Annotated in this window: 19 protein-coding genes; 10 read left to right on the top strand and 9 right to left on the bottom strand. The window is 55.0% G+C overall.

Translation table 11 applies throughout. From position 1 onward, the window contains the following. Nucleotides 1-234 precede the first annotated feature (234 nt). Nucleotides 235-6,003, top strand: coding sequence for a hypothetical protein (locus ACI7MX_RS11615; RefSeq protein WP_405586609.1), 5,769 nt, complete (start codon nt 235-237; stop codon nt 6,001-6,003). Nucleotides 6,004-6,072: 69 nt separating this feature from the next. Here the strand turns inward: ACI7MX_RS11615 and cyoE are convergent, their stop codons facing one another. From cyoE to hmpA, 7 genes are all read right to left on the bottom strand, one after another. Then, nucleotides 6,073-6,960 (bottom strand): heme o synthase, encoded by an 888-nt coding sequence (gene cyoE, locus ACI7MX_RS11610; RefSeq protein ID WP_314491458.1) that lies wholly within the window; start codon nt 6,958-6,960, stop codon nt 6,073-6,075. Between the two features lie 11 nt (nt 6,961-6,971). Beyond that, complete coding sequence (cyoD, locus tag ACI7MX_RS11605) at nt 6,972-7,298, bottom strand: cytochrome o ubiquinol oxidase subunit IV (RefSeq protein WP_122784869.1); 327 nt, start codon at nt 7,296-7,298, stop codon at nt 6,972-6,974. Beyond that, nucleotides 7,298-7,924: a cytochrome o ubiquinol oxidase subunit III gene (locus ACI7MX_RS11600; protein ID WP_122784870.1), complete on the bottom strand. Its 627-nt coding sequence runs from the start codon at nt 7,922-7,924 to the stop codon at nt 7,298-7,300. The genes cyoD and ACI7MX_RS11600 overlap by 1 nt, the downstream gene beginning before the upstream one ends. Nucleotides 7,925-7,927: 3 nt before the next feature. Beyond that, complete coding sequence (cyoB, locus tag ACI7MX_RS11595; RefSeq protein WP_405586614.1) at nt 7,928-9,952, bottom strand: cytochrome o ubiquinol oxidase subunit I; 2,025 nt, start codon at nt 9,950-9,952, stop codon at nt 7,928-7,930. A gap of 3 nt (nt 9,953-9,955) precedes the next feature. Then, the gene (gene cyoA, locus ACI7MX_RS11590) at nt 9,956-10,894 is read right to left on the bottom strand and encodes a ubiquinol oxidase subunit II (protein ID WP_405586617.1); all 939 of its coding nucleotides are present in this window, start codon (nt 10,892-10,894) and stop codon (nt 9,956-9,958) included. Between the two features lie 796 nt (nt 10,895-11,690). Then, nucleotides 11,691-12,200, bottom strand: coding sequence for a disulfide bond formation protein B (locus ACI7MX_RS11585; RefSeq protein WP_405586620.1), 510 nt, complete (start codon nt 12,198-12,200; stop codon nt 11,691-11,693). A gap of 241 nt (nt 12,201-12,441) precedes the next feature. Further along, entirely contained in the window at nt 12,442-13,614 is a 1,173-nt protein-coding gene (gene hmpA, locus ACI7MX_RS11580; RefSeq protein ID WP_405586623.1) for an NO-inducible flavohemoprotein, read from the bottom strand. Nucleotides 13,615-13,763: 149 nt separating this feature from the next. Between hmpA and norR the strand changes: the two genes are divergently transcribed. The 3 genes from norR (at nt 13,764) to ACI7MX_RS11565 (ending at nt 16,862) form a co-directional block, all read left to right on the top strand. Beyond that, entirely contained in the window at nt 13,764-15,308 is a 1,545-nt protein-coding gene (gene norR / locus ACI7MX_RS11575; protein WP_405586626.1) for a nitric oxide reductase transcriptional regulator NorR, read from the top strand. 172 nt (nt 15,309-15,480) lie between these two features. Then, on the top strand, nt 15,481-16,380 hold the full coding sequence (locus ACI7MX_RS11570; RefSeq protein WP_314491072.1) for a chemotaxis protein: 900 nt from the start codon (nt 15,481-15,483) through the stop codon (nt 16,378-16,380). Between the two features lie 5 nt (nt 16,381-16,385). Further along, complete coding sequence (locus ACI7MX_RS11565; RefSeq protein WP_314491068.1) at nt 16,386-16,862, top strand: GNAT family N-acetyltransferase; 477 nt, start codon at nt 16,386-16,388, stop codon at nt 16,860-16,862. A gap of 16 nt (nt 16,863-16,878) precedes the next feature. Here ACI7MX_RS11565 and ACI7MX_RS11560 read toward each other — a convergent pair whose 3' ends face one another. After that, entirely contained in the window at nt 16,879-17,118 is a 240-nt protein-coding gene (locus ACI7MX_RS11560; protein ID WP_405586630.1) for a hypothetical protein, read from the bottom strand. 81 nt (nt 17,119-17,199) lie between these two features. Continuing rightward, nucleotides 17,200-17,535, bottom strand: a complete 336-nt coding sequence (locus tag ACI7MX_RS11555; RefSeq protein ID WP_314491061.1) for a hypothetical protein — start codon at nt 17,533-17,535, stop codon at nt 17,200-17,202. A 205-nt stretch (nt 17,536-17,740) separates the two neighbouring features. Between ACI7MX_RS11555 and ACI7MX_RS11550 the strand changes: the two genes are divergently transcribed. The 6 genes from ACI7MX_RS11550 (at nt 17,741) to ACI7MX_RS11525 (ending at nt 25,933) form a co-directional block, all read left to right on the top strand. After that, nucleotides 17,741-18,892, top strand: coding sequence for an efflux RND transporter periplasmic adaptor subunit (locus ACI7MX_RS11550; protein ID WP_405586633.1), 1,152 nt, complete (start codon nt 17,741-17,743; stop codon nt 18,890-18,892). Further along, nucleotides 18,889-21,984: a multidrug efflux RND transporter permease subunit gene (locus ACI7MX_RS11545; RefSeq protein ID WP_405586636.1), complete on the top strand. Its 3,096-nt coding sequence runs from the start codon at nt 18,889-18,891 to the stop codon at nt 21,982-21,984. The genes ACI7MX_RS11550 and ACI7MX_RS11545 overlap by 4 nt, the downstream gene beginning before the upstream one ends. 8 nt (nt 21,985-21,992) lie before the next feature. Beyond that, complete coding sequence (locus ACI7MX_RS11540) at nt 21,993-22,667, top strand: heavy metal response regulator transcription factor (protein WP_314491051.1); 675 nt, start codon at nt 21,993-21,995, stop codon at nt 22,665-22,667. Continuing rightward, nucleotides 22,660-24,039, top strand: a complete 1,380-nt coding sequence (locus tag ACI7MX_RS11535) for a heavy metal sensor histidine kinase (protein ID WP_314491048.1) — start codon at nt 22,660-22,662, stop codon at nt 24,037-24,039. The genes ACI7MX_RS11540 and ACI7MX_RS11535 overlap by 8 nt, the downstream gene beginning before the upstream one ends. Before the next feature lie 157 nt (nt 24,040-24,196). Further along, on the top strand, nt 24,197-24,421 hold the full coding sequence (locus tag ACI7MX_RS11530; protein WP_405587009.1) for a hypothetical protein: 225 nt from the start codon (nt 24,197-24,199) through the stop codon (nt 24,419-24,421). A 192-nt stretch (nt 24,422-24,613) separates the two neighbouring features. Beyond that, a complete protein-coding gene (locus tag ACI7MX_RS11525) occupies nt 24,614-25,933 on the top strand; it encodes an OprD family porin (RefSeq protein WP_314491045.1) in 1,320 nt (439 codons plus the stop codon). The last annotated feature ends 12 nt before the right edge of the window (nt 25,934-25,945 follow it).

Below are 25,945 nucleotides of genomic sequence, written 5' to 3'. Positions count from 1 at the left end.
ACTCAAAGATAGTATGAAAACTTAATAACGCACTGACCCATCAATATGGACATATAAAAATGAGGCTTTTAAACCCCTCATCACACGCCAGTTCCAACTTATATGACTTCTTATCGTGGAAAGAGGCGCAAACTGGCACTTAACATCCAGCCACACAGTTTGACAACTATATACCACCCTCCCCAGAACCCCTGACTTACTGTGAAGTTATCCCCCACAAGTAAGTGATATTCCATGAACACCTACAGCAGCCAAAAAATGGCGAGCCTTGATATCTATGACATTGCTAATAACTTGGGCTACCGCACGACCGACCGCAGTGACTCTGCTGCTTTTAACCTAGCGATGAAAATCATTGCCGGACTGCTCAGGGATTGTTCCGTATCTGACCTGTCGAAGGAACAATGTGCCCATCCGACATTTCTGAAAGTTTTTTGCACACAACTCAGTGCACGTCGCGCAACCGCACTGGCCATTGGCGCCGAGCTTGATAAAACAGATCATCAGCATGTACGGGATCTTGTTTGCAAACTGGCCAATCTTATTTGGAGCGTCGAATTTCCGTTGCTCAGTTACCCCCTGCTCCACCCGCACCGGACGTCGCGCGCACAGTTCAGAGAGCGCGTTATTGCAACGCTGTCCAGTTTTCCGTTGAACCGGGTGATGAGCGAATGCACCACCCACTTCATCGCCAATCTGCTCGACTGCCAGCACCTCAGAAACCTGCAACAGGTACTGACCAACAGACTCATGACTGATAACAGCATTGAGATGCTGTTGGCCCGGCAGCCAAGCCTGATGGAGTGCTTACACGCGGAACTCAAGGCCATTTTTACCGATCTTCCGGATACGCTGCTGCTCGCCAACTTCGACTCACTGTGGTTTGTCGACAGAGAAGGGAGCCCCCCTTTTGAACAAAGCCTGGCAAGCCTCATCCGACAATCGTTAGCGACCTCCCCCCAGACAGAGCCGGTGAGTCGGCCTACTGAAATTCGCTTTTTGACACAACTGAACCCACCCCAAGAACAGTACTTGTCGATCGCTGAACCTCAGTACAGGGCCTTCTGTGAGCGCATTAAAAACCTCAACACGACCTGCATCGAGCGTTTGAAAGGCTACTGGAGCAGCCCCGCAGACGACCGTGCCGATTCCCCTACAAAAGAGCAGGACTATGTCGTCCACCTCAAGCAATTTCTGGAGACACACCGGCAACTGCTGTGCGCCGATGGCTACCTTGACCACGATGATGACACCGCCATTCGCACCCTGATCTTTCAGTCCTCCCTTGAAACCCCAAATAAATTGGGGGCTGCGCGACTCGGCATACGCAATGCCGCTTCATTAAAACCACGGAGCAGCTCATTTGCCGTGGCATTTCAGATCAGGACCCCAACCGCAGCAGTGCCCCGGACCACCTATGTGTTCACCGCGCACCACGGCTTTGAGGTGTTCGCCAACGCGAACCAAGCCAGAACCGCACTGTATCAACACTTGAACAACCGCCAATCGCTCCCTGCCTGGGTTGAGTCTGTGGCCCTTGAACACAAGGCAGAGACGGCGTTTTTCAGTCACCGCGTGCGCAAAACCATGACATTGGAACGCCTCAGGGAAAACATCGTTGAGGGTTTAATCGCTTTCAAACTCGAACAAAGCTACGAGGACATAAACACAACGTTTAACCAGTTCCGTGCGCTTCAAACCGAACAACAAACGATGAGCCTAAGCACGTGGTTTGACTTGGCAACTCGCCGCACATCGCGGCCCACCACTGGCGATTTTTTAAATGCCCGCGCTCACCGTGTGATCGAAGGCCTCCTCCCCGAAGCAATCGCTCAGGCTTTTTTAATCCAGCAAGAGCCTCAGATCGAACTGCCCCTTCATCGCCAACTGCCAACACCCGACATTGCCAACGTTCTGCACCCCTCAACCGAACTGAAAACGCTGATCACCGACACTCAATTCAAAGCCTTCGCCAGCGACCTGCTGGCTACGCACGTTCACCAAACCCTGTTGAGGAAGGTGCTGGAGGATGTGCTTGATCCGATTGCAGCAAGCGTTCCGATCACGCCAGAAATTGGCCTGAAGCTGGTTCATAAATATGTCAGCCACAACAAAGCAATACCCGAGATTGATAGCCGTCACCACCGAGTCATCATTGCGGTGCAGCAAGCGCTGCGTAAAAACACGTTTTTCACCGCCGATTATCACTATCTGACGTCATGTTTTCTGTTGCTGGGCAATGCACCAATAACAGGCACAAGCAATGAGCCTCTGAGTTCAGGGCTTTGGGCATCGGCCAACGTGTGCGCGGCCTCTTCAACACTGGACATCCATGCCAACATTTCAGGAGGTGAGCGCACGCCGGATATTAATGCGCTGACGGCGTACTTAGAGCTTTCGACGCTTATTCGTGACCCAAGGTTTCCCGACTCAGGACTTCATCGTGACGCGACATTCACCACGCATATGAGCATCGTGGTGGATTCACCTGTTTTTCAACAGTTGGAACGGGCCGCTGTCAGTACGTCCTCTTGGACAGAACAAGAGCGCAAGGAGGCGACGCCCGACATGACCAAGGCGCTGGCGTTGGCTTGCATCACCGACTACCTGTATCCACCCGAGAACCACAGCGAAGGCTATGTCTGCGGTCTTAACTTGAACACCCTGGCAATGGGCGGTCACTCGATCAGAGAGGTGCGGCGACAGGTCATGGAGCATCTGCGCAGCACGCTCCATTGCACATCCGAACATGCTATGCGTCTGGCTTTTGAGTTGATTGCCGGGCGCTATTGCCCGCAGTTGACGGTGTATGACGTACCGCAGGATCTGCGCTATGGCGATACCCGCGACGCCGTTGACTTTCGTCACGCAGTGGCATTGGCCGAATCAGCCCGGCCCGGTGCTGCTGTCGCTCTGGGGTATAAGCGCCTGATCGAACTTTTGAACAAGACCCTCTCTCAATCGATGACCCACGATGAACAACTGGCCATCACCGCACTGCGCCAAGAGCCCCTCCTGCATTTTGCAATGTGCCGCGCAAAAATTCCTTTCACGGACACGGCCGAGGTAAAACCTGAAGAGGCGATGATTGCCCTGCAATACAGCCTCGAGCTTGAAGAGCAAAAGGCCTCGGCCATGAGCACACTGGTGCAGCTCCCGCCGGATCGCAAAAAAATGGCACTCCAGCAATTGTCAGAACATCACCCCGGCATAGATGTGAACAAAAAACGGCCCTTCACCGAAGCCGAAATCCATAAGTACTTCGTCCCCCGTTTCAAAACCCGCGGACGCACTATGAACATGTCGCTCGTGGAACGGTATATGACCTGCGGCCAGGACCGTGCCTTCTCTGACGGTGAGCTGGGCTTGGAATCCAAGGGGTTGGGAGGTTGCACGCTGCTCAAGGCATTCAATGAGCAGTTCGATGCTTTTCAACAAAAATACAACGCCGCACTGAAGGTGCAGCTCACCCACGCAATCAATGATTTAACTCCCGAACTGCGGCGCGATCTGCTCAACGCCGAACATTTCCTGAGGGTTACTTTCACGGTTGAGGACCAAGAGGTGCCTGGTTTCTATGGCGTGTTGGCATTTTCAACAGACCCGCAAAACAATGGCTTTTATGAAGTGTTTTGCCCTTCCGGCACCGTCCGAAAAATACAGGCTGAGGGAAACACCCCTATTCAATATGACGCTGATGATTGGGCACTCACTGAGGCAAACAAGTACGTGATTGGTGTACCCCAACTCGATCAGCAAGCGTACCTGACAGGCACGCCCGGTAGTCTGAAAGGCACACCGGCACTAAAGTTGAGCTTTACATTGAACAACCCGGCAGGGGTCAGCGAAGAGGAGCGTGTGCAGCAACTGTGCGAGAAGTTGGTCGACTCAATCTTCAGCCAGAGCCTGTCGCAGCAGCGTTCAGCATTCAGAGGCTCCACGCCTTACGAATCGTACCGTGATGAGCTGGTCAATCGAACCGAGATCATTTTCAAAGTCCTTATTCCGTTCTATTCCCTCTATCGAGATATAGAGAGCAAGAACGTCTCAGCAGGGACGGTGCTATTGGGCGCCCTGGAAGTTCTGGCGTTTGTTGTGCCCTTCGGCAAAGCGGCTTACAGCGGTTTCAGAGCCTCCATCACAGTGGGCAAGATTGTGGTGCGCAGCACCTCATTCGGGGTTTCAAAATTTGCACTGAACTCAATGAAAACGCTCTATGCCAGCAAGACTTTTGCGACGACGTTGGGCAAAGAATTGATTTCTGCCGCGAACCCGTTAGCCCTCGCAGGGCTTTTGTTCCGAGGCGGTCTCAAAGGGGTGGCATTTATTCGGTTCAAGCTTCAGGCCGCAAAGTCGCTGAATAACCTGATATCACTGACAGAACTTAAAACCAGACTGCATCCCGAGAGGGCCTATTCATCTTTTATTACGGCCCCTTTGATTCAACCAAAAGCCATCAACAGCCCGCTCATCGACCCGCCTCTTGTTCAGTTCAAACCTGATTTTTCGTGGGGTAATCGCAAGCTGAATATTGCCCAACAACATTTCTTTCATGTTAATGATGTAGATTTATCCATCGCGCAACGGGTGGATAACATTTATCAGCTGGCGGAATTAAGCTACATCAAAATGCAGGGTAATATTTTTGCGGTAACACGCGCTTCAGGCCGTGAATTCATGCACGTGTATAAAGGCACTGTAACAGGCCCAGCGGTTCGATATAGCGCAACCAACAACAGCTGGGAGCTTGCCCACAGCGGTCTTGCCGGAGGCATGGAAACGCCTTCAACTTCCCAATTTTTTCAGCGCCAGTTAAGTGTACCCATGGACAACATAATCAATCTAAATGCCTCTGCTCACACGCCTGATTATGTCATTGTATTGCGCCAGTATCTGACTCAAGTTGCGTATGACGCCAACTTGGGCACTTGGCGCCAACGCAGTGTGACATCACTGCCCGGAGCTCACGCCGAGGTGGATATGACATTCGGCGACCCTGTTTGGCTTAAATCGGATGGCAAATGGGAAACAGGCAATATTGAACAATACAACGGGGTTAAACCCTCTCTACCCACCGCCCAAACACATCTCACTTTTACACTGCCGCAGTTACCTCAACTGCCTCAAAACACATTGGCCATCCCGAGTAAAATCCATTACATCTGGATCGGCACTCAAGCGCCGGGCAGTCACCTGTTTGACAGGATTGCTAAAAATTTCAAGTACGCCACTGAATTCACCAGCACCTTGCATCTCGATGTCAGCGATGAACTATTCACTCAAATAAAATTTATGAGCGACATATACACTCCCACGTTACAGCTCTCCAAAATCAAGGACGAGCCCTTTTACGAAGTATTCAAAAATAGTATAAACGCTGATCAATACACCACTATTTTAGAGGCAGAACATAAAACCTGGTCTGCGGCCTGCGATGTCATTCGATTCCCGTTGATCAATTATTACGGCGGCCTCTATCTGGACATGGATGATGCATTGATCGTTTCGCTTGTGGCAGGTGATATCAAAGCAGCACCGCATGACCTTTTATTAGGCGGCATTGTTACGGAAGCCACATTGGATTTTGAAGGCTATAACACGAGCCATTTTGCATCACATCCAAACAGCGAAATGTTAACCGCCATCTCTGCCGAAATGCATAAGCGCTTTATAGAGAACAGAGGTTTTTACTCGCAACCCAAACCCGTGCTTGACCTGACGCTGACGGGGGACGCTTTGGTCAAAAACAAGGCCGATTGCAAAGCTTATCACCAGACCTATTTTCGACTCACCGGCCCCACACTGATGAATGATGTTCTAATCGATAAAATACCCGTCGTTCATAAAACCATGTTTGAACTGATGCCCAAGTACAGCACATTCCAGACACAAGGCATCTATGACGTCACGCATCACAAACAAGCGATTGATTGCACCCATTACTACTTCCCGTTTTCAAGTAAATACATCATTGAAACTGGAAACGAACATTCCTGGATGTAATGCGCTGTAAAAACCAAAAAAAAAAACCGCCCTTCTCATCGAAGGGCGGTTTTTTTGATTCTGGCTTTATTAGTGCGCGTAAGTGAGTAACAACTCGCTAGGCACTTTAAAGTCCAGTGACATCATGACGCTCAACGCGGTAATGGTGAAGATCGAGAACACGAACAGCTTGCGTGCCCAGACCTTGTCGTCGACGGCCTTGTAGCCTGTCCACGCCATGTACAGCCAGTACATGCCCATCGCTGCTGCTACGGCCATGTAGCTCATGCCGGCGTAACCGCCAAGTGTGAGCATCAGGGTCGCGATCAGGAACGCGAGGATGTAAAGCAGGATGTGCTTCTTGGCAACCTTGATCCCGCGCTTCACCGGCAGCACCGGAATCGATGCGGCCAGGTAATCGTTGAAGCGGAAGATCGCGATGGCGTACGAATGCGGCATCTGCCACAGGCTAAACATCACCAGCAGGGTCAGAGCAGCCATGTCGAAGTGGTTACTCACTGCGACATAGCCGATAACCGGAGGCATTGCACCCGACAGACTGCCTATCAGCGTGCCGTGAACCGACTTGCGCTTGAAGTACAGGCTGTACAAACACACATAGATCACAAAGCCGATCGCTGCGAACAGAGCCGCCAGCGGGTTGGCCACGCGATACAACAGCACCAGGCCAGCGACCCCCAGCAAGGTGGCGTAAAGCAGTGCCACCTTGAGGGAAATCAAACCTTGTACCAATACGCGGTTTTTGGTGCGGTCCATCTTGATGTCGATGTCGCGGTCAATGCAGTTGTTAAACACGCATCCAGACGCAACCACCAAGGAGGTGCCGATTACCGCGGCCAGGAAGAGGGCAAGATCGAAATGCCCCTTCGAGGCCAGGAAGAACCCGCCTGCCACAGAAAGCACGTTACCGAAAATGATCCCCGGTTTGGTGATTTGGATAAAGTGCTTGAAGGACATCGGGTCTTACCTCACTTCGCCATCATTTCAGCGTGGATGCTAAACATGATCCACAGGGACAAGCCCACCAGCAGGACAATTACCAGCGCGGCAAACACCAGCGCTGTCACGTTATTGCGTTGTGCCGGCGAGCGGTCCAGGTGCAGGAAGTACACCAGGTGAACAACCACTTGCACCACTGCGCACAGCAGTACGACTGCCAGCGTGGTGATCTTCGGCAAGCTCGGGTACATGACCAGCCCGAACGGAATGGCGGTCAGGATTACCGACAGGATGAAGCCGATCACGTATGACTTCACGCTGCCGTGGTTGGCGCCGTCGGAATGTGCGTTAGCCATTACAAAGTCCCCATCAGGTAAACAACGGTGAATACGCAGATCCACACCACGTCCAGGAAGTGCCAGAACAGGCTCAAGCAGCTCAGACGGGTCTTGTTGGTCGCCGTCAGGCCGTTTTTCTGGACCTGATACATCATGATCGCCATCCAGATCAGACCGCTGGTCACGTGCAGACCGTGGGTACCGACCAGGGTGAAGAACCCGGACAGGAAGCCTGAACGGCTAGGGCCGTAGCCTTCGGAGATCAACAGGTGGAACTCGTTGATTTCCATGGCGATAAAGCCGGCACCCAGCAGGAAAGTCATCGCAAGCCAGAACAGCACTTGCGGCTTCTTGCCCTTGAACAACGCCAGCATGGCGAAGCCGTAGGTGATCGAGCTGAACAGCAACAGGGCAGTTTCACCCAGTACGTACGGCAGTTCGAAGATGTCGTGGCCCGACGGGCCACCTGCAACGTTGTTCACCAATACCGCGTATACCGCGAAGATCGACGCAAACAAGATGCAGTCGGTCATCAGGTAAAGCCAGAAACCGAATACGGTTGTCTCGCCTGCATCGTGGTGCTCATCATGATGCTCATGGTCGTGACCATGAGCGTTTCCAGCAGTGGTCGCTAAGTTCGACATGGTTTAAACCTGTTCCAACTTGGATTCAACACCGGTAGCCGGGATTGCTTTGGCGGCTACCAGACGCTTGTGCTGCTCGGCCTCGATACGCTCGATGGTCTCGACCGGCACCATGTAGCCTTGGTCGTCACGGGCGGCGTGAGCAACGAAGACAACAACCGTGCCTACCAGACCCACGATGGCCAGCCACCAGATGTGCCAGATCATCGCGAAACCGAAGACGGTCAGCAGTGCGCCCATGTACACACCAGTCGCGGTGTTGTTAGGCATGTGGATCGGCGAGTACTTGGCCGGAGCCTTATACGCTGTTCCGTTTTCTTTCGCTTCGGTGAACGCGTCGATACCGTTTACGTGTGGCACAACAGCGAAGTTGTAGAACGGTGGTGGCGACGAAGTCGACCATTCCAGGGTGTGACCATTCCATGGATCGCCGAATTCGCAGGCGTTCTCTGGTTTGTTACGGTCACGTACGCTGACGTACAGCTGGATCAACTGGCTGGCGATACCCAATGCAATCAGGAACGCGCCGAACGCAGCAACGTACAGGTAAGGCACCCACTCAGGGTTGGTTGTGGCGTTCAGACGACGGGTCATACCCATGAAGCCTAGTGCATACAGCGGCATGAACGCGATGAAGAAGCCAACAATCCAGAACCAGAACGCTGCCTTGCCCCACTTCTCGTTCAGTTTGAAGCCGAACGCTTTAGGGAAGTAGAAGCTGAAACCAGCGATGTAACCGAATACCGCACCGCCAATGATCACGTTATGGAAGTGAGCAATTACAAACAGGCTGTTGTGCAGTACGAAGTCAGCACCCGGGATGGCCAGCAGTACGCCAGTCATACCACCAATGGCGAAGGTCACCATGAAGCCCAGGGTCCACAGAACCTGGCTGGTGAAGCGCAGACGACCTTGGTAGATGGTGAACAGCCAGTTGAATAGCTTGACCCCCGTCGGGATCGAAATAAGCATCGTCGCCAGACCGAAGAAGGCATTGACGCTCGCACCCGAACCCATGGTGAAGAAGTGGTGCAGCCAAACCATGAAACCCAGCACCGAGATCGCGCCGGAGGCGTAGACCATCGAGTGGTGACCGAACAGACGCTTGCCGGTGAACGTGGAGATAACTTCAGAGAAGATACCAAACGCTGGCAGAATGAGGATGTACACCTCAGGGTGACCCCACGCCCAGAACAGGTTGACGTACATCATTGGATTGCCACCAAGTTCATTGGTGAAAATGTGGAAATCCATGTAACGGTCAAGTGTCAGCAGTGCCAGGGTAGCGGTCAGGATCGGGAACGAAGCCACGATCAGGACGTTTGCCCAGGTGCAGGTCCAAGTGAAGATCGGCATGTCCATCAGTTTCATGCCTGGAGCACGCATCTTCAGCACGGTCGCCAGGAAGTTAACCCCGGTTAACGTCGTACCTAGCCCCGATAACTGCAGGGCCCAGATGTAGTAGTCCATCCCCACGCCAGGGCTGTACTGCAAGCCCGACAGCGGCGGATAAGCAACCCAACCGGTCTTGGCGAACTCGCCGACGCCCAGCGACAGGTTAACCAGCACAACGCCGGACACCAGCAGCCAGAAGCTCAGGGAGTTAAGGAACGGATAGGCAACGTCACGTGCGCCGATCTGCAGCGGCACTGCAAGGTTCATCAGGCCGGTGAAGAATGGCATCGCCATGAAGATGATCATGATCACACCGTGAGCGGTGAAGATCTGGTCATAGTGTTCAGGCGGCAAGTAGCCAGGTGAACCCTCGGTGGCCATGGCCAACTGGGTACGCATCATGACGGCATCGGCAAAACCGCGCAGCAGCATGATCATGGCGACGATGATGTACATCACGCCGATTTTCTTGTGGTCGACTGACGTTAGCCATTCAGTCCACAAGTAGGTCCACTTCTTGAAGTAGGTTATTGCTGCAAACAGTGCCAGACCACCCAGCGCGATCATGGCAATGGTCACCATTACGATCGGCTCGTGGAATGGGACCGCTTCCCAACTTAATTTACCAAACATCGTTTACTCCTCTGCCCCGGCAGCTGAATTCGAACTCTCGTCCACCCCATCGGTCCCGGCGACTGCTTTCTTCTCGTGCTTCACCGGCTTGCCTGGTGTCATACCTTCATACTTGTCGATGATGGTCTGGAACAGGTTCGGTGCGTACGAAGAATAAAGCGCAACGGGGTTGTTTTGACTTGGCTTGGACAAGGCGGCGTATTCAGCTTGATCAAGCTGTTTAGGTGACGCTTTGACTTCATTTACCCAGGCGTCGAAATCGGCCTGAGAGGTCGCAATTGCTTTGAATTTCATGCCGGTGAAGCCCGCGCCGCTGTAGTTGGCAGAGATGCCATCCAGTTCAGCGTTGTGGTTGGCAATCAAGTGCAACTTGGTCGTCATACCGGCCATGGCGTAGATCTGGCCGCCCAGGCCTGGAATGAAGAACGAGTTCATGACCGTGTCAGAGGTGATACGGAAATTGATCGGCGTATTGGCCGGGAACACGATCTTGTTGACAGTGGCGATACCCTGTTCCGGGTAGATGAACAGCCACTTCCAATCCATTGCTACCACTTCGATGGTCAACGGTTTGACGTCGGACTCAAGTGGACGGTATGGATCCAGAGCGTGGGTCGACTTGTAGGTCAAAACGCCCAAGGCGAGGATGATCAGGATAGGAACAGTCCAGATCACGACTTCGATCTTGGTGGAGTGCGACCATTTAGGTGCGTAGGTAGCATCTTTGTTCGACGCACGGTATTTCCACGCGAAGATAAACGTCATCGCGATGACCGGGACCACAACCAGGAGCATCAACAATGTTGCAGTGATGATCAGATTACGCTCTTCGATCCCGACCTGCCCCACTGGATTGAGCAATGTCCAATTGCAACCTCCCAGCAGCAACGTGCCGAAAAGTGGCAATAAGCCAAGGAGTCTGGGGTACCTTTTTTTAGTCATCTCACGACCTCTAAAACAGCTTGCACAATGCAGTTGGTTTTTTTCGCCAACGCTTCACCCTGCCAAGCGTTGGCTCTTTTCCGGAATTGAATGAAGCCCTGCTCTATCACTATCACTATCAGGCGATTAGGCGAATTCCGGGGTAGCAGTGATTTCTTATTTGATACGTGGTCAATGGCCTTGTTACGGACCAAATCCATTTGGTGCAGAACTTAGAAGGGTTGCCAGTACCTGGGAGTCGCATGGGACGCCTGTCGAACTGCCCAGACGTCCGTCAACTACCCGCTTGGGCTCAGGGACGAGCAGGCTGGACGTTCAGTGCGTGCGATTGTAGTTAGGTAGCCCTCCATAAACCATGTCTCATACCGAAATAATTCATCTCGGCTACGGTAACAATCCCTAACTATTATTACGCCACAGGCTCTTAAGCCCTCTCGACGTCGCTTGTAGCACGCCACTGACCCTTTCAAAAAACGCCTCTTTTTAGCGCACGACTACCCCATCGTCAACCCGCGTAAACGCCCAAACAAAGAGGCTTACAGCGATTTTCCATTGAGTCGCCCAACGTACTTTTCAACCCCGGCCTTACAGAAGTAAGCCGTGATCCATTAATACCCGATCGGCGGTTTTATGACCCGCCTTCCCCCGCTAAATCCGCTGTGCGACACCCTTTGCGTGACAATATGTCGCAGCTTAGCAGACCCTTTTTTTAATGCTTCATCACATCCTGTTGACATTTTGGGAGGACATAAAAAACCCGTACTTCCAGAAGAAGTACGGGACTGTTGCAAAGGCTTTACTGTGTTTTTCTGCGATTGCGGTAAATGCCCACCGGCACCAGCAAGGTGGTCAATACAAACGCTACCAACGCCCATTGCGCCAGCGACAAGCCCAATACTGGGGGATAAGGCGTTGAGCAAAAGCCATCGACTTGAAAACCCAAAGGGAAAATCGCAGCCAGCGGCAGACCATCAACGATGGGCTGCAACACATCAAGGCCACAGCTCACGGCCGGGTTGGAAAGGATATAGACATGGCGCGCCGCCGCGACAATGCCGCCAATGGCACTGAGCACCACCAGCACCTCACACACCGTAATACTGCGCCGGGTCGGCATCGCCACACCGATAAAGGCAAAGAGTGCGATCAGTAACAAGGCATAGCGTTGCAGAATGCACAGCGGGCATGGCGCCTCGCCGAGAACGATTTGCATGTATAACGCCCCACCGATCAGCGCCAGGCAAATCAACCCGAGCAACGCCAGAAAGCGCTTCTCGGGGCCCAAACGCATCGTGTCATGTGTCATCGCGCATCCCTTAAGCCTGAATAATGGAAAAGTCCGCAGTTTACACGCAGACCTGCAGCCTGAAGGAGTGAAAACTGTGTGGATAAACGTGGCGTAAGGTAATTAATGCAGCATTAAAGACTGGAAGCAGCACCCATGCGTCGAAACAGGGTGCGGCCAAACCCCGTAGTCGCTGTCGAGGAACGAAGGCTGCGATCGGCGGCGCAACCGATCGCAGCCTTCGGCAGCGGCTACAGTTAGATCAATCCAACAGCGCAGCCGGGCCGAAGAACTCATAACGGCTTTGTTGCTCTGGCACGCCCAGCGCCTTGAGGTGGCGTTTTACCGAGCGCATAAAGCCTTGCGGGCCAAGGAAGTACACGTCTACATCACGATCAGCAGGTAACCATTGTGCCAGCACCTCCTCCGTCAGCAGGCCAACATGGTCTGCCCCTTCGTCATGCTCCTCATAGCAGTAGAAACGCTTCAGCTGAGGGTGTTGCTCGGCCAGCTCATCGACCCACGTGCGGAACGCATGTACACGGGCATTGCGGGCACAGTGAATGAAATGAATGGGACGGCCTGTTTTGAGCGCAACTTCAAGCATTGGCAAGGTCGGAGTAATGCCCACGCCACCGCTGATCAATACCAAAGGCTTATCGCTCTCGGTCAGGGTGAACTCTCCAGCGGGTGGAAATAGCTTAAGGGTATCGCCCACTTGCATACGCTCATGGAGGTAGTTAGACACTACGCCACTGTCCACACGCTTGACGCTGATGCGGTAGCGGCCCAGCTGGGCTGTGGCCGACAATGAATAGTTACGACGCACTTCTTCGCCATCGATATTCAATTTGAGACCAATGTACTGACCGGGGGTGAACTCTAAAATGGCCTGTTCATCCACCGGGCGGAAGTAGAAAGAGGTCACTTCAGCGCTTTCTTCAACTTTGGCCACCAGTTTGAATTCCCGCGCGCCACGCCAGCCACCCGGCGCATTAGCCTTTTCTTCGTACAGCGCCGCCTCGGCGCCTATCAGAATTTCAGCCAGCTGATTGTAGGCGGCACCCCAGGCTGCAAGCACCTCAGGGGTGGCAATGTCGCGGCCCAGCACCTCTTCTATGGCCCGCAGGAGGCAGCTGCCAACAATGGGGTAATGCTCGGGAAGAATTTGCAGGGCAACGTGCTTGTTGATGATACGTGCCACCAGATCACCCAACTGGTCGAGTTGGTCGATATGACGGGCATACATCAATACGCCATTAGCCAGTGCCCGAGGTTGAGCTCCGCTGGCCTGGTTGGCCGGATTGAACAAAGGACGCACTTCAGGGTGCTCGGCGAGCATCATTTGATAAAAATGAGTGGTCAGTGCTTCACCACCGCTTTCCAGCAGCGGTACAGTCGATTTGACGATGGCACGATCTTGAGCAGTAAGCATAAGAGTGACTCCTGATAATGTAGAACCATTGCCCTCTACACATCACTATTCGTGCCAACATATAAAGCCTTGTAAATCATCAACTTATAAATATATTTGTCATTTTGACCCACTCTGAACTAGAGTCATATCGACTACACGAGGTCAAAATGACTGCAAAATTGCTGCTCACCACACTCTTGCCACTGGTCGCTGACCTGGCCCGCGACCTGCCTGAAAGTGAACGCTACCGCCGCTTGCTGCATGCACTGCGCACCTTGCTGCCGTGCGATGCGGCAGCGTTATTAAGGCTGGACGGTGAATGGTTGGTGCCCTTGGCCGTCGATGGTTTAAGCCTCGACACACTGGGCCGGCGGTTTAAAGTCAGCGAACACCCGCGTTTTGAATTTCTGCTCAGCAGCCCCGGCCCCACGCGCTTTCCCAGTAATTGCGAACTGCCGGACCCCTACGACGGACTGGTGGATGGTTTGGGCGATCACCTGGAAGTTCACGACTGCATGGGTTGCCCGCTGTTTGTTGATGAGCAGCCCTGGGGATTATTGACGCTGGACGCGCTGGACCCAAAACGCTTTGAACCCATTGAACTGGATGACCTTCAAGCTTTTGCCAGCCTCGCAGCGGCTACGGTTAAAGTGGCCCAGCGCATTGAGCACCTGGCTCTGCGGGTCGAGGATGAACAGCAAAGGGCCGAATCGTACCGTCAGGCCCACGATTCACCTGATAAAGAACTGATCGGCCAGAGCCTTCCACACAAACGCCTGCTTGAAGAAATAGCCTTGGTAGGCAGCAGTGACTTGACTGTACTGATCACAGGCGAAACTGGAGTCGGCAAGGAGCTGGTGGCCCAGGCCATTCATGCGGCCTCGCCGCGCGCAGATAAACCGATGATCAGCCTCAATTGCGCTGCGTTGCCCGACACATTGGTAGAAAGCGAACTGTTCGGCCATGTGCGAGGCGCTTTTACAGGGGCCACCCAAGATCGGCGCGGCAAATTCGAACTGGCCAATGGCGGCACATTGTTTCTGGATGAAGTGGGCGAATTATCACTGACGATACAGGCGAAGCTGTTACGCGTGCTGCAAAGTGGACAGTTGCAGCGCTTGGGTTCAGATCAGGAGCATCGTGTCGACGTGCGCTTAATCGCGGCAACCAACCGGGATTTGGCCGAAGAAGTGCGCAGCGGTCGCTACCGTGCAGACTTCTACCATCGTTTGAGCGTCTACCCGCTCAGGGTTCCGGCGTTGCGTGAGCGCGGGGGGGATGTGCTGCTGTTAAGTGGCTTCTTTCTGGAACAAAACCGTTCGCGCCTGGGCCTTGGCAGCCTACGGTTAAGCGCCGATGCCCAAGCCGCACTGCTGCACTATGACTGGCCGGGGAATGTGCGAGAACTGGAACACCTGATAGCGCGCAGCGCGTTAAAAGCCTTGGGCCGTTGCACCATTCGACCGCGTATTTTGACGTTGACGGCGGCGGATCTTGATTTGCCGACTGTCACAGAGCGCGCTGGCATGAATGAGCCGCCGATGAGCATAGAAAACGTGGGCGACTTGCGTCATGCCACTGAGAATTACCAGAGGCAGCTCATCAGCGCCTGCCTGGAACGTCATCAGCATAATTGGGCCAGCGCGGCCCGCGAGCTGGGGGTCGACCGGGCGAATCTGGGGCGGATGGCCAAGCGATTGGGGTTGAAGTAAACACTGCCCTCTCCCAAAGGGAGAGGGGACCAACAGCAAAAGCAAATCCAGCCCCCTCTCCCTTTGGGAGAGGGTCGTGAAGACCACACAATCTCACAGACCACCTAAAGCCCAACCCGATCAGGTCGATAACCCTGTATCCCACGCCACCCTTGGCCTTTTGAAGGTTTTTATGTCCTCTAACAACGCCCGCGCAGATTCACTTTCGCTTCTGCTCTTTACCCTGCGCAGCGGCAAGCTGATGGCAATCAATCTGCTCAAAGTCAGTGAAATCATTCCGTGCCCGCCACTGACCAAAATGCCCGAATCGCATCCCCATGTGAAAGGCATTGCGGTGCTGCGTGGCCTGTCTCTTTCAGTAATCGACCTGAGCCGTGCCATCGGCGAACAACCGTTGCTCGATCCTGATGGCGGCTGCCTGATCGTGACCGATGTCAGCCGCTCCAGACAGGGGCTTCACGTACAAGCCGTCAGCAAGATCGTGCACTGCCTGACGACGGACATTCGCCCGCCGCCCTATGGCTCTGGCAAACGCTCGTACATCACCGGCGTTACCCAGGTCGAGGGTGCGCTGGTGCAAATACTGGACATCGAAAAAGTCATTCACGGTATTGCCCCCACCCGAGTTGAAAACTCAGCTGAAGTTCTCAGCCGTGAAGATGCCAAACTGCTGGCCAACGCGCGAATTCTGGTGGTGGATGACAGCCAGGTGGCCTTGCAACAATCGGTCATCACCTTGCGCAATCTAGGCTTGCATTGCCACACTGCCCGCAGCGCCAAGGAAGCCATCGACCGCCTGCTGGAGTTACAAGGCACGCCGCAGCAGATCAACGTGGTGGTCTCGGACATCGAAATGTCTGAAATGGACGGCTACGCGTTCACCCGTACGGTACGCGACACCCCCGACTTTGCTCACCTGTATGTGCTGTTGCATACCTCATTGAACAGCACCATGAACACCCAGAAAGCCCACTTGGCCGGAGCCAATGCGGTGCTGACCAAGTTTTCATCGCCGGAGTTGACGCAATGCCTGATTCAGGCAGCGCGCACGGTTGCTGACCAAGGCTATTAAACAGCATGAGTGACTACAGCTTGTTGTTACGTAAAGACCTGCGCGAACCCTTATTAGCCGTTCGCTGGCCTGACGACGTAACGCTAGCAACCCTGGACCCACAATGGCTGCCTCAGGCCCACGCCTTGCTTGCCCTGGCGTATGGTTGCGGCCAAGGCAGCGTCGAATCGCTTGCGCACTGGCAACACGCCTTGGTGCATGACGCTGAATATGATCCGCAGTTGTGTTTTGCACTCCTGCGCAAAGGTCAGGTCATCGCGTTTGCACAAGCCTGGACAAGCGCCTTCCTCAAGGATTTGGTCGTGCATCCCGACCACCAGCGCCGTGGCTTGGGCGAGGCATTGCTAAGCCATGTGTTCGCGGCCTTTGAGCAACGTCGCGAAGCCTGCGTGGACCTCAAGGTCATGGAACACAATCACACGGCCTTGTGCCTGTATCAAAAACACGGCATGACCGTGGTGCAACGCGAACGGGTGCTCTAACCCATAGTCGCGTTGATCAGCGTTTGCCCATGGTTTTACGCGTGCCATGCGGCGGTGCGCCCGGCGTTGTATCGTGGCCGCCAAGCCCGCTCTTCTGGTAATACGCTTTGCCCTGAGATTTGGCTTTAGCAAACTCGGCGGGCTTGAACGGGAATTTGAAGGCCGGGATCACCGGCTTTTCTTCGGCAGTGAGGCGGGTTTCGCTGTCAACCGTGTCCACAGCATCAGGAGCGGTTGTTTGTGTAGGAGTAGTCATGAAGGCTCCGGGATACGGGAATAATCAGGCCAATTGGCGAAAAGCCGCGCAGTATACCTGCCTCGTTCCCCCGCCGCTCAGTCACAAGTAGGAAATAGTTACCACACCCTTTTCACTCGGAGACTCTATACGGGCGCCTGCGGGTTCGAGCACCTGATACGACGCGACAAACGGTAGGTCAGCAAAGCGGCATACCCGGGTAGCACGGTTCACGGCCAGTACGACTGAGGGAGTGACGTTGATACGCTCGGTTGAGGCGCCATACGTGACCTTGGCGCCAGTGCCCAGATCGCACATTCGCTCGACGATAGAGCCTCGAAAATAGAGGGTGCCCCCGTCTACGGCTGTCTGGGCATTTACTTCAATTATCAGCCCCATCATCACGTATGCCGACAGCCCGAACGCTACATTCTTCATGATGCATCTCCGTGCGGGAACGCTGGAGCGCTCCTCTTTCTTATAAGCCTATCGGCCTTATATGACAGATCCTGACAAGCCTTCACAATTTTTAAATTTAGCTGTCAGTAATGTCAGTTAGCCGTCACTGTACTGACCGGGTTCACGCGCTATAACCCTTGGATGAGCCTACTCAACAATCTCACGCACACGGCGTCTAACCGGCATGCCCACTAAAACCAATAAAATATGGCTGGGGGCATTAGTGGTTGCCCTTATCGGCGGCACACTGTGGTGGGCCACACGCGCCACCCCCCTCACGTCATCCGGTGCTGCGCCCGTACCGGTCAGAGTGATTCACGTGGTTCAGCAAGATGTGCCGCGTTATGTGAGCGGGATTGGATCAGTGCTGTCGCTGCACAGTGTGACCATACGCCCGCAAATCGACGGCATTCTGACCCGACTGCTGGTAACCGAAGGCCAGACGGTCAAAGCCGGGGACTTGCTGGCAACGCTCGATGACCGCGCAATCAAGGCCAGCCTCGCTCAAGCCAAAGCCCAGCTGGGGCAGAATCAGGCGCAGCTGCACGTTGCCCGGATCAACCTCAAGCGTTACCAGTTGCTCAGTGTCGACAACGGCGTGTCCAAACAAACCCTCGACCAGCAACAGGCGCTGGTCAATGAACTCAACGCCACGGCGCAAGGTAATCAGGCCGCCATTGCCGCCGCAGAGGTTCAGTTATCGTTCACCCAAATTCACTCGCCGGTGTCGGGTCGTGTCGGCATTCGCACGGCTGACCCGGGCAACTTCCTGCGCGTCAGCGATGCACAGGGCCTATTTTCTGTCACTCAAATCGACCCGATTGCCGTGGAGTTTTCGTTACCGCAACAGTGGCTGCCGACCTTGCACACACTCCTCGACGCCCCGCAACCGGCCTTGGTCAAAGCCTTTCTAGGTAACGCCGGCCCCGGTGGCACGCCGCTGGGCCAAGGGCGCTTGAGTCTGATCGACAACCAGGTCTCTGCAACCACCGGTACGATTAAAGTCAAAGCTCAATTCGATAACCCCACCCATACCTTGTGGCCCGGCCAGTTAGTCAATATCGAGATCCAGACCGGGCTTGAACAACGCGCCCTCGTGGTGCCGCCGCAGGTCGTGCAGCGCGGGCTGGATAATTACTTCGTGTACCGCACGGCGGGCGACTCGGTTGAAACCGTGCCGGTGCAGATGATCTATCAAGACACGACGCTCAACGTGATCAGCGGGGTCAATGTGGGCGACACACTGGTCAGCGATGGCCAGTCACGACTTAAACCGGGCTCACGCATCACCGTTTTGAGCGAACCGGGGCTAACCGACGCGCCGGTGCAACCATGAGCCGCAGCCGCTCGCTCTCTGCCTGGTGTGTTGATCATCCGATAGCCACAGTGTTACTGACCTTTGCGCTGGTATTGCTGGGGTTGATCGCCTTCCCGCGGCTGCCCATCGCGCCTTTGCCCGAGGCGGAATTCCCGACCATTCAGGTCTCTGCGCAGTTACCCGGCGCCAGCCCCGACACGATGGCGTCGTCGGTGGCCACACCTTTGGAAGTGCAGTTCAGCGCCATCCCCGGCATGACCCAAATGACCTCCAGCAGCGCGCTGGGTTCGACCACCCTGACCCTGCAATTCACCCTCGACAAAAGCATTGATACCGCCGCCCAAGAAGTACAGGCGGCCATCAATACCGCATCCGGCAAGTTGCCCAAGGACATGCCGACATTACCGACCTGGAAGAAGGTCAACCCGGCGGACAGCCCGGTATTGATCCTCAGCATTAGCTCAATGCAAATGCCCGGCACCGAGCTGAGCGATTACGTCGAAACTTTGCTGGCCCGACAGATCAGCCAAATCGACGGCGTGGGCTTGATCAATATCACTGGCCAGCAGCGTCCCGCGATCCGGGTACAAGCGTCTGCGGACAAACTGGCCGCCATTGGCTTGACGCTGGCCGATATACGTCTGGCCATTCAACAAACCAGCCTCAATCTTGCCAAAGGTGCGCTCTACGGGCCTTCGAGCATTTCGACCCTGTCGACCAACGACCAATTGTTCAACGCCGACGAGTACAGCCAGTTGGTGGTCTCTTACAAAGCGGGGGCCCCGGTACAACTTCGGGACGTGGCGCGTGTGATCGACGGCTCCGAAAACGACTATGTGCAAGCGTGGTCCGGCCATCAGCCGGGCCTCAACCTGGTGATTTCGCGCCAGCCTGGCGCCAACATTGTCGAGACCGTAGACCGTATTCAGGCCGCCCTGCCCGGCTTGCAAGCGATGCTCCCGGCATCGGTTGAAGTCACCGTACTGAGCGACCGCACCAAAACCATTCGCGCGTCCTTGCATGAGGTGGAAATAACCTTGCTGATTGCCGTGCTGTTGGTGATCGCCGTCATGGCGCTGTTCTTGCGCCAATGGTCAGCCACCCTGATCGTGTCCGCCGTGCTCGGTGTCTCACTGATTGCCAGTTTTGCCTTGATGTATGTGCTGGGCTTCAGCCTGAATAACCTGACACTGGTGGCCATTGTCGTGGCCGTGGGGTTTGTGGTCGACGATGCCATCGTGGTGGTGGAAAACATTCACCGCCACCTCGAAGCGGGCGAGAGCATGCGTGATGCGGCGATCAAAGGCTCCAGCGAAATTGGCTTTACTGTGGTGTCGATCAGCTTTTCGCTGGTGGCGGCCTTTATCCCACTGCTGTTTATGGGCGGTGTAGTGGGCCGTCTGTTCAAGGAGTTCGCCCTGACCGCCACCTCGACCATTTTGATTTCGGTGCTGGTGTCGCTGACCCTGGCGCCCACGCTGGCAGCGCTGTTCATGCGCGCGCCGGTGCATCACGCCGATGCCAAACCGGGGTTTGGTGAACGCTTGCTGAGGCTTTACGACAGAGCGTTGCAACGCGCACTGGCGCACCAACGGCTGATGCTGGGGATCTTCGCTGTCACACTGGCGATGGCCATCGTTGGCTATGTATTGATCCCCAAAGGCTTCTTCCCGGTACAGGACACCGGCTTCGTGCTTGGCACCACTGAGGCGGCGTCTGATATTTCTTTTAGTGACATGAAGCAAAAGCATCTGGCGCTGGCCGACATCGTCAGCAACGATCCCGCCGTGCAGTCATTTTCCCACTCCGTGGGGGTGACCGGCAGCAACCAGACCATCGCCAACGGACGCTTCTGGATTGCCCTCAAGGATCGCGGCGACCGCGACGTGTCCGCCAGCGAATTTATCGACCGTATCCGCCCGCAACTGGCCAACGTGCCGGGCATCGTGCTGTACCTGCGCGCCGGGCAAGACATCAACCTTAGCTCGGGGCCAAGCCGCAGCCAGTATCAATATGTACTCAAAAGCAACGATGGGCCGACGCTCAATACCTGGACTCAGCGGCTGACTGAAAAGCTGCGGACCAACCCGGCCTTCCGCGACGTGTCCAACGACCTGCAACTGGGTGGCAGCATCACCTCGATCACTATCGACCGCAATGCTGCCGCACGTTTTGGCCTTACCGCGACCGATGTGGACGAGGCGTTGTACGATGCGTTTGGCCAGCGCCAGGTCAATGAATTCCAGACCGAAATCAATCAGTACAACGTGATTCTGGAAGTCGATACGCAGCAACGTGGCCAGGCGCAAAGCCTCAACTACTTCTACCTGCGCTCCCCGTTGACCGGCGAAATGGTGCCGCTGTCGGCCGTGGCTAAAGTCAATGCGCCGGTCAGCGGCCCATTGTCCATCAGCCATGACGGCATGTTTCCGGCCGCCAACCTGTCGTTCAACCTCGCCCCAGGCGTGGCGCTGGGTGATGCGGTGTTAATGCTCAATCAAGCGAAAAACGAAATTGGCATGCCGGCCACCATCAGCGGCAACTTTCAGGGCGCGGCACAAGCCTTCCAGAGCTCGCTGGCCAGCCAGCCGTGGTTGATTCTGGCGGCGCTGGTGGCGGTGTACATCATTCTCGGCGTGCTGTACGAAAGCCTTGTACACCCGCTGACCATCATCTCAACCTTACCTTCGGCCGGGCTTGGCGCACTGTTGATGTTATGGCTGTGCGGTCAGGACTTCTCCATCATGGCGCTGATCGGCCTGGTTCTGCTGATCGGTATCGTCAAGAAAAACGGCATTTTGATGGTCGACTTCGCCCTTGATGCCCAGCGCACTCGCGGCTTAACGCCCGAACAGGCGATTTACGAAGCTTGCCTCACGCGTTTTCGGCCCATCATCATGACCACCCTCGCCGCCTTGCTCGGCGCACTGCCGTTGATGCTGGGTTATGGCACCGGCGCTGAACTGCGCCAGCCCCTGGGCATTGCCGTCGTCGGCGGGCTGTTGGTGAGCCAGGCGCTGACGCTGTTTACCACGCCAGTCATATACTTGTGGCTCGAACGGCTGTTCCATCGTTCCAAACCTGTCAGCGAGCTGGCGACAAATCACTGAGGCGGGTCATGCGCGTTCTGATTATTGAAGATGAAGATAAAACCGCCGACTACCTGCACCGCGGCCTGACCGAGCAAGGCTACACCGTGGATGTGGCCCGCGATGGCCTTGAAGGGTTGCACCTGGCACTGGAAAGCGATTACGCGGTGATCGTGCTTGATGTGATGCTGCCAGGCCTGGACGGCTTTGCTGTGTTACGCGCTCTTCGCGCGCGCAAACAAACCCCGGTGATCATGCTGACCGCGCGCGAGCGGGTAGAAGACCGCATTCGCGGCCTGCGCGAAGGGGCCGATGATTACTTGGGCAAGCCGTTTTCATTTCTGGAACTGGTCGCCCGTCTGCAAGCATTGACCCGCCGAAGCGGCGGCCATGAACCGGTGCAGGTGACGGTCGATGACTTGTGGATCGACTTGATCAGCCGCAAGGCAACCCGTTCCGGCAGTCGGCTGGATCTGACCGCCAAAGAATTTTCACTGCTCAGCGTGCTGGCCCGACGCCAGGGTGAAATCCTGTCTAAAACGGCCATTGCAGAAATGGTCTGGGACATCAATTTCGACAGCGATGCCAATGTGGTCGAGGTGGCGATCAAACGCTTGCGCGCCAAACTCGACGGCCCCTTTGAACACAAATTGCTGCACACCATCCGCGGCATGGGATACGTACTGGAGCGGCGCAGTGACTAAGCGCCCCAATCGCTTTAACGCCATCGCCCTGCGCCTGAGCGCGCTGTTTACGCTGGTGGCCTTGTTGGTATTTGTATTGATTGGCGGGGCGCTCTACCAGCAAGTCGACAAAAGCATTGGCTTACTGCCCGAAGCGGAGCTGGATGCGCGTTACAGCGTACTGGAATCGTCCATTAACCGATTTGGCAACCCAGATCATTGGGCCAAAATAAGCGCCAAACTCAAATTGCTCAGTGAAGAAGACAAGCGCATTCGGTTTTGGGTCATCAGTGATCATCCCGATTATGAATACGGTCAGCCTGACGCCACCGTCCGGGCATTTGCCAAAGGGCCACCGGGCGTGCGTGACCTGCAATTGCCCGGCGAAGCCTACCCCTTCAAAGTGTTGATCAGCCAGATGCCGGCCAAAGATCAGCGTCCACCCCTGCGCTTTTTGATCGCCATCGACACCGAGACCTTTCGCCAAACTCAGCACCATTTACTGGTGGCGCTGGTCAGCCTGGCAATAATTGGCGTTTTGCTCGCGTCGCTATTGGGGTACTGGGTGGCCACTATTGGCCTAAAACCCCTGATCAAGCTGTCTGAAGAAGCGCAAAAGCTCACACCACCCCGCTTGTCCGGACGCTTGCACCTGGCCTCATTACCGCCCGAGCTGGATCAATTCGCCCACGCGTTCAATGCCACCCTGGAGCGGGTCGAACAGGCCTACAACCGACTGGAGTCCTTCAATGCCGATGTGGCCCATGAACTGCGCTCGCCACTGACCAACCTGATTGGTCAGACCCAAGTGGCACTGACTCGGGGGCGCTCGGCCGAACATTACTTCGAGGTGCTGCAATCCAACCTTGAAGAACTGGAGCGTTTGCGCACCATCATTAACGACATGCTGTTTTTGGCCAGTGCCGATCAGGGCAGCAAGGCCAGTAAATTGGTGCATGCCTCATTGGCAGACGAAGTCGCAACGACTCTGGAGTATCTTGAGTTCATCCTTGAAGATGCGCATGTACAGGTCAACGTCAGTGGCGATGCCCACGCCAACATTGAAAAAGCCCATCTGCGTCGAGCGCTGATTAACCTGCTCAACAACGCAGTGCAGCACACCGATGCCGGGCAAACGATTGAAGTGTTGATCATCCAGACCGCTGAACGAGTGAGCATCAGCATCAGTAATCCCGGTGAGCCCATAAGCGAAGAGCATCTCACTCACTTGTTTGAACGCTTTTATCGTGTCGATGCCTCACGCCATAACAGCGGTGCCAATCACGGTCTGGGGCTGGCAATCGTCAAGGCGATTGCTCAAATGCATGGCGGAGATGTCTTTGTGTATAGCCGTGCAAACCTCAATACGTTTGGGCTGTACATCCCGACATAGCCATCGGCAACAGCCACGAAGCGTCTAGCCCGAACCTCTCAGCCTTTGTTACTTAAAACGCAAAAGTCCTTGTTCAAAACAAGGCTTTTTCGCCCCCTCATCCCGCTATAAATTTGTCTCAACCAAACAGAACTTGCTCAGCAAGAAGGTCTTTGAAATGTCCAGCAGTATGGGTATGGCTAGCGTTTTCGTTTTGTCATCTTTGTTGTTGTCGCCCCTGGCCATGGCGGAAGAATCGCCTGCATTCGTCGCGCAAAATGCGGCCCGCGCAGCCGCTTTCGAACAGCACCAGGAAGAGCTCACAGCACAGCAGCAAAACGTTGCGCAGCCTCAGCAAACACAAGCTACGGCTAGCACGTCCGATGAAGCGAAAGACAGCTGATCCGAGGCAACACGACTTCCCGACCCAGTCGCTCACACGCTACAGATGTGACTGACTGTTTCAAAAGCCGCTATCATAGCGGCTTTTTTTTGTGCCTGAAAAAGTCGCCGCCGCACGGGGCGCTTTAAAACAAGAACAGAACTTTTTAAAAGAAAATAAAAACTGCCGCCACTCTCAAGGAGCAACTCACTGGTGAAGTCTTCACTCAAACTCAGTCCGTTATTCATTGCCCTGGCTGCAACGATCTCTACCTTCGCCCACGCCGACGACGAGGCCACTCAAGACGGTTTTATTGAAGGCTCAAGCCTCAACCTGCACGCTCGCAACTACTACATGAACCACGACATCCGCAGCCCGCATGCCGATGACAGCAAAGAATGGGGCCAAGGATTTCTCGGTAAGTTCGAGTCGGGCTTCACTCAAGGCGTGGTCGGGTTCGGACTGGACGCGTACGCCATGCTGGGCCTTAAGCTCGACGGTGGTGGCGGTACGGATGGCAGCAGCATCCTGCCTGTCAGTGATGGTAACGGCAAAGCACCGACCTCATTTTCGTCCGCAGGCGCTGCACTGAAAATCCGTGCCTTCGACACTGAACTTAAAGCCGGCGATCTGTTTTTGACCAATCCGGTGATTGCCGGCGGTGAAACCCGCATGCTGCCGCAAACCTTTCGCGGCGTCAGCCTGACGAACAATAGCTTTGACGGCTGGATGCTGGAAGGCGGTCAGGTCAGCTTCAACAAACCCTACAACCAGAGCGGCATGCACCGCCTGACGACCACCTATGGCGACCTCGGCGATCAGACCACCAAGCACCTGACCTGGGCGGGCGTAGCGTGGAGCGGCGTCCCGCAGATCACCAGCAACCTGTATGCCGCACAGCTCAAGGATGTATGGAACCAGTACTACTACGATCTGGACTACACCCACGCGCTGACTGAGAGCATCAGCCTCAACCCCGGTGTGCATTTCTATCACACCGAGAACAGCGGCAAAGCGCTGCTCGGGGACATCGACAACAACACCTTCAGCCTGCACCTGGCGCTGGCAATGGCGGGCCACACCGTCACGGCGGTGTATCAGCGGGTGAATGGCGACACCCCGTTTGACTACATCAATCAAGGCGACAGTGTCTATCTGGATAACTCACAGCAATATTCAGACTTCAACGGACCCAACGAACGCTCCTGGAAGCTGCAATACGAATACGATTTTGCGGGCCTTGGAATTGCGGGGCTGACGTCGACTGTTTCGTACTCGCACGGTGAACTGGACCTGACAAAAGCTGACCCGAACAGCATCGGTTACGGCAACTGGTACAACCCCGAAGGTAAAAACGCCCGTCACTGGGAGCGCGATCTGGGCCTTAAATACGTGATACAGGACGGCAAAGCCAAAGACCTCGCGATCAACCTGCGCTGGGCGTCTAACCGCGGCAACACGGCTTACCAAACGGTGGATAACGATGTTGATGAGTACCGTGTAATCATCGACTATCCTCTTGACGTGTTTTAAACGATAAGCTCA

Source organism: Pseudomonas sp. 2024-210, assembly GCF_045062345.1.
Taxonomy (GTDB): Bacteria; Pseudomonadota; Gammaproteobacteria; order Pseudomonadales; family Pseudomonadaceae; genus Aquipseudomonas.
The sequence above is the reverse complement of the archived record's forward strand: the minus strand, read 5'-3'. Positions and strand labels throughout refer to the sequence as shown.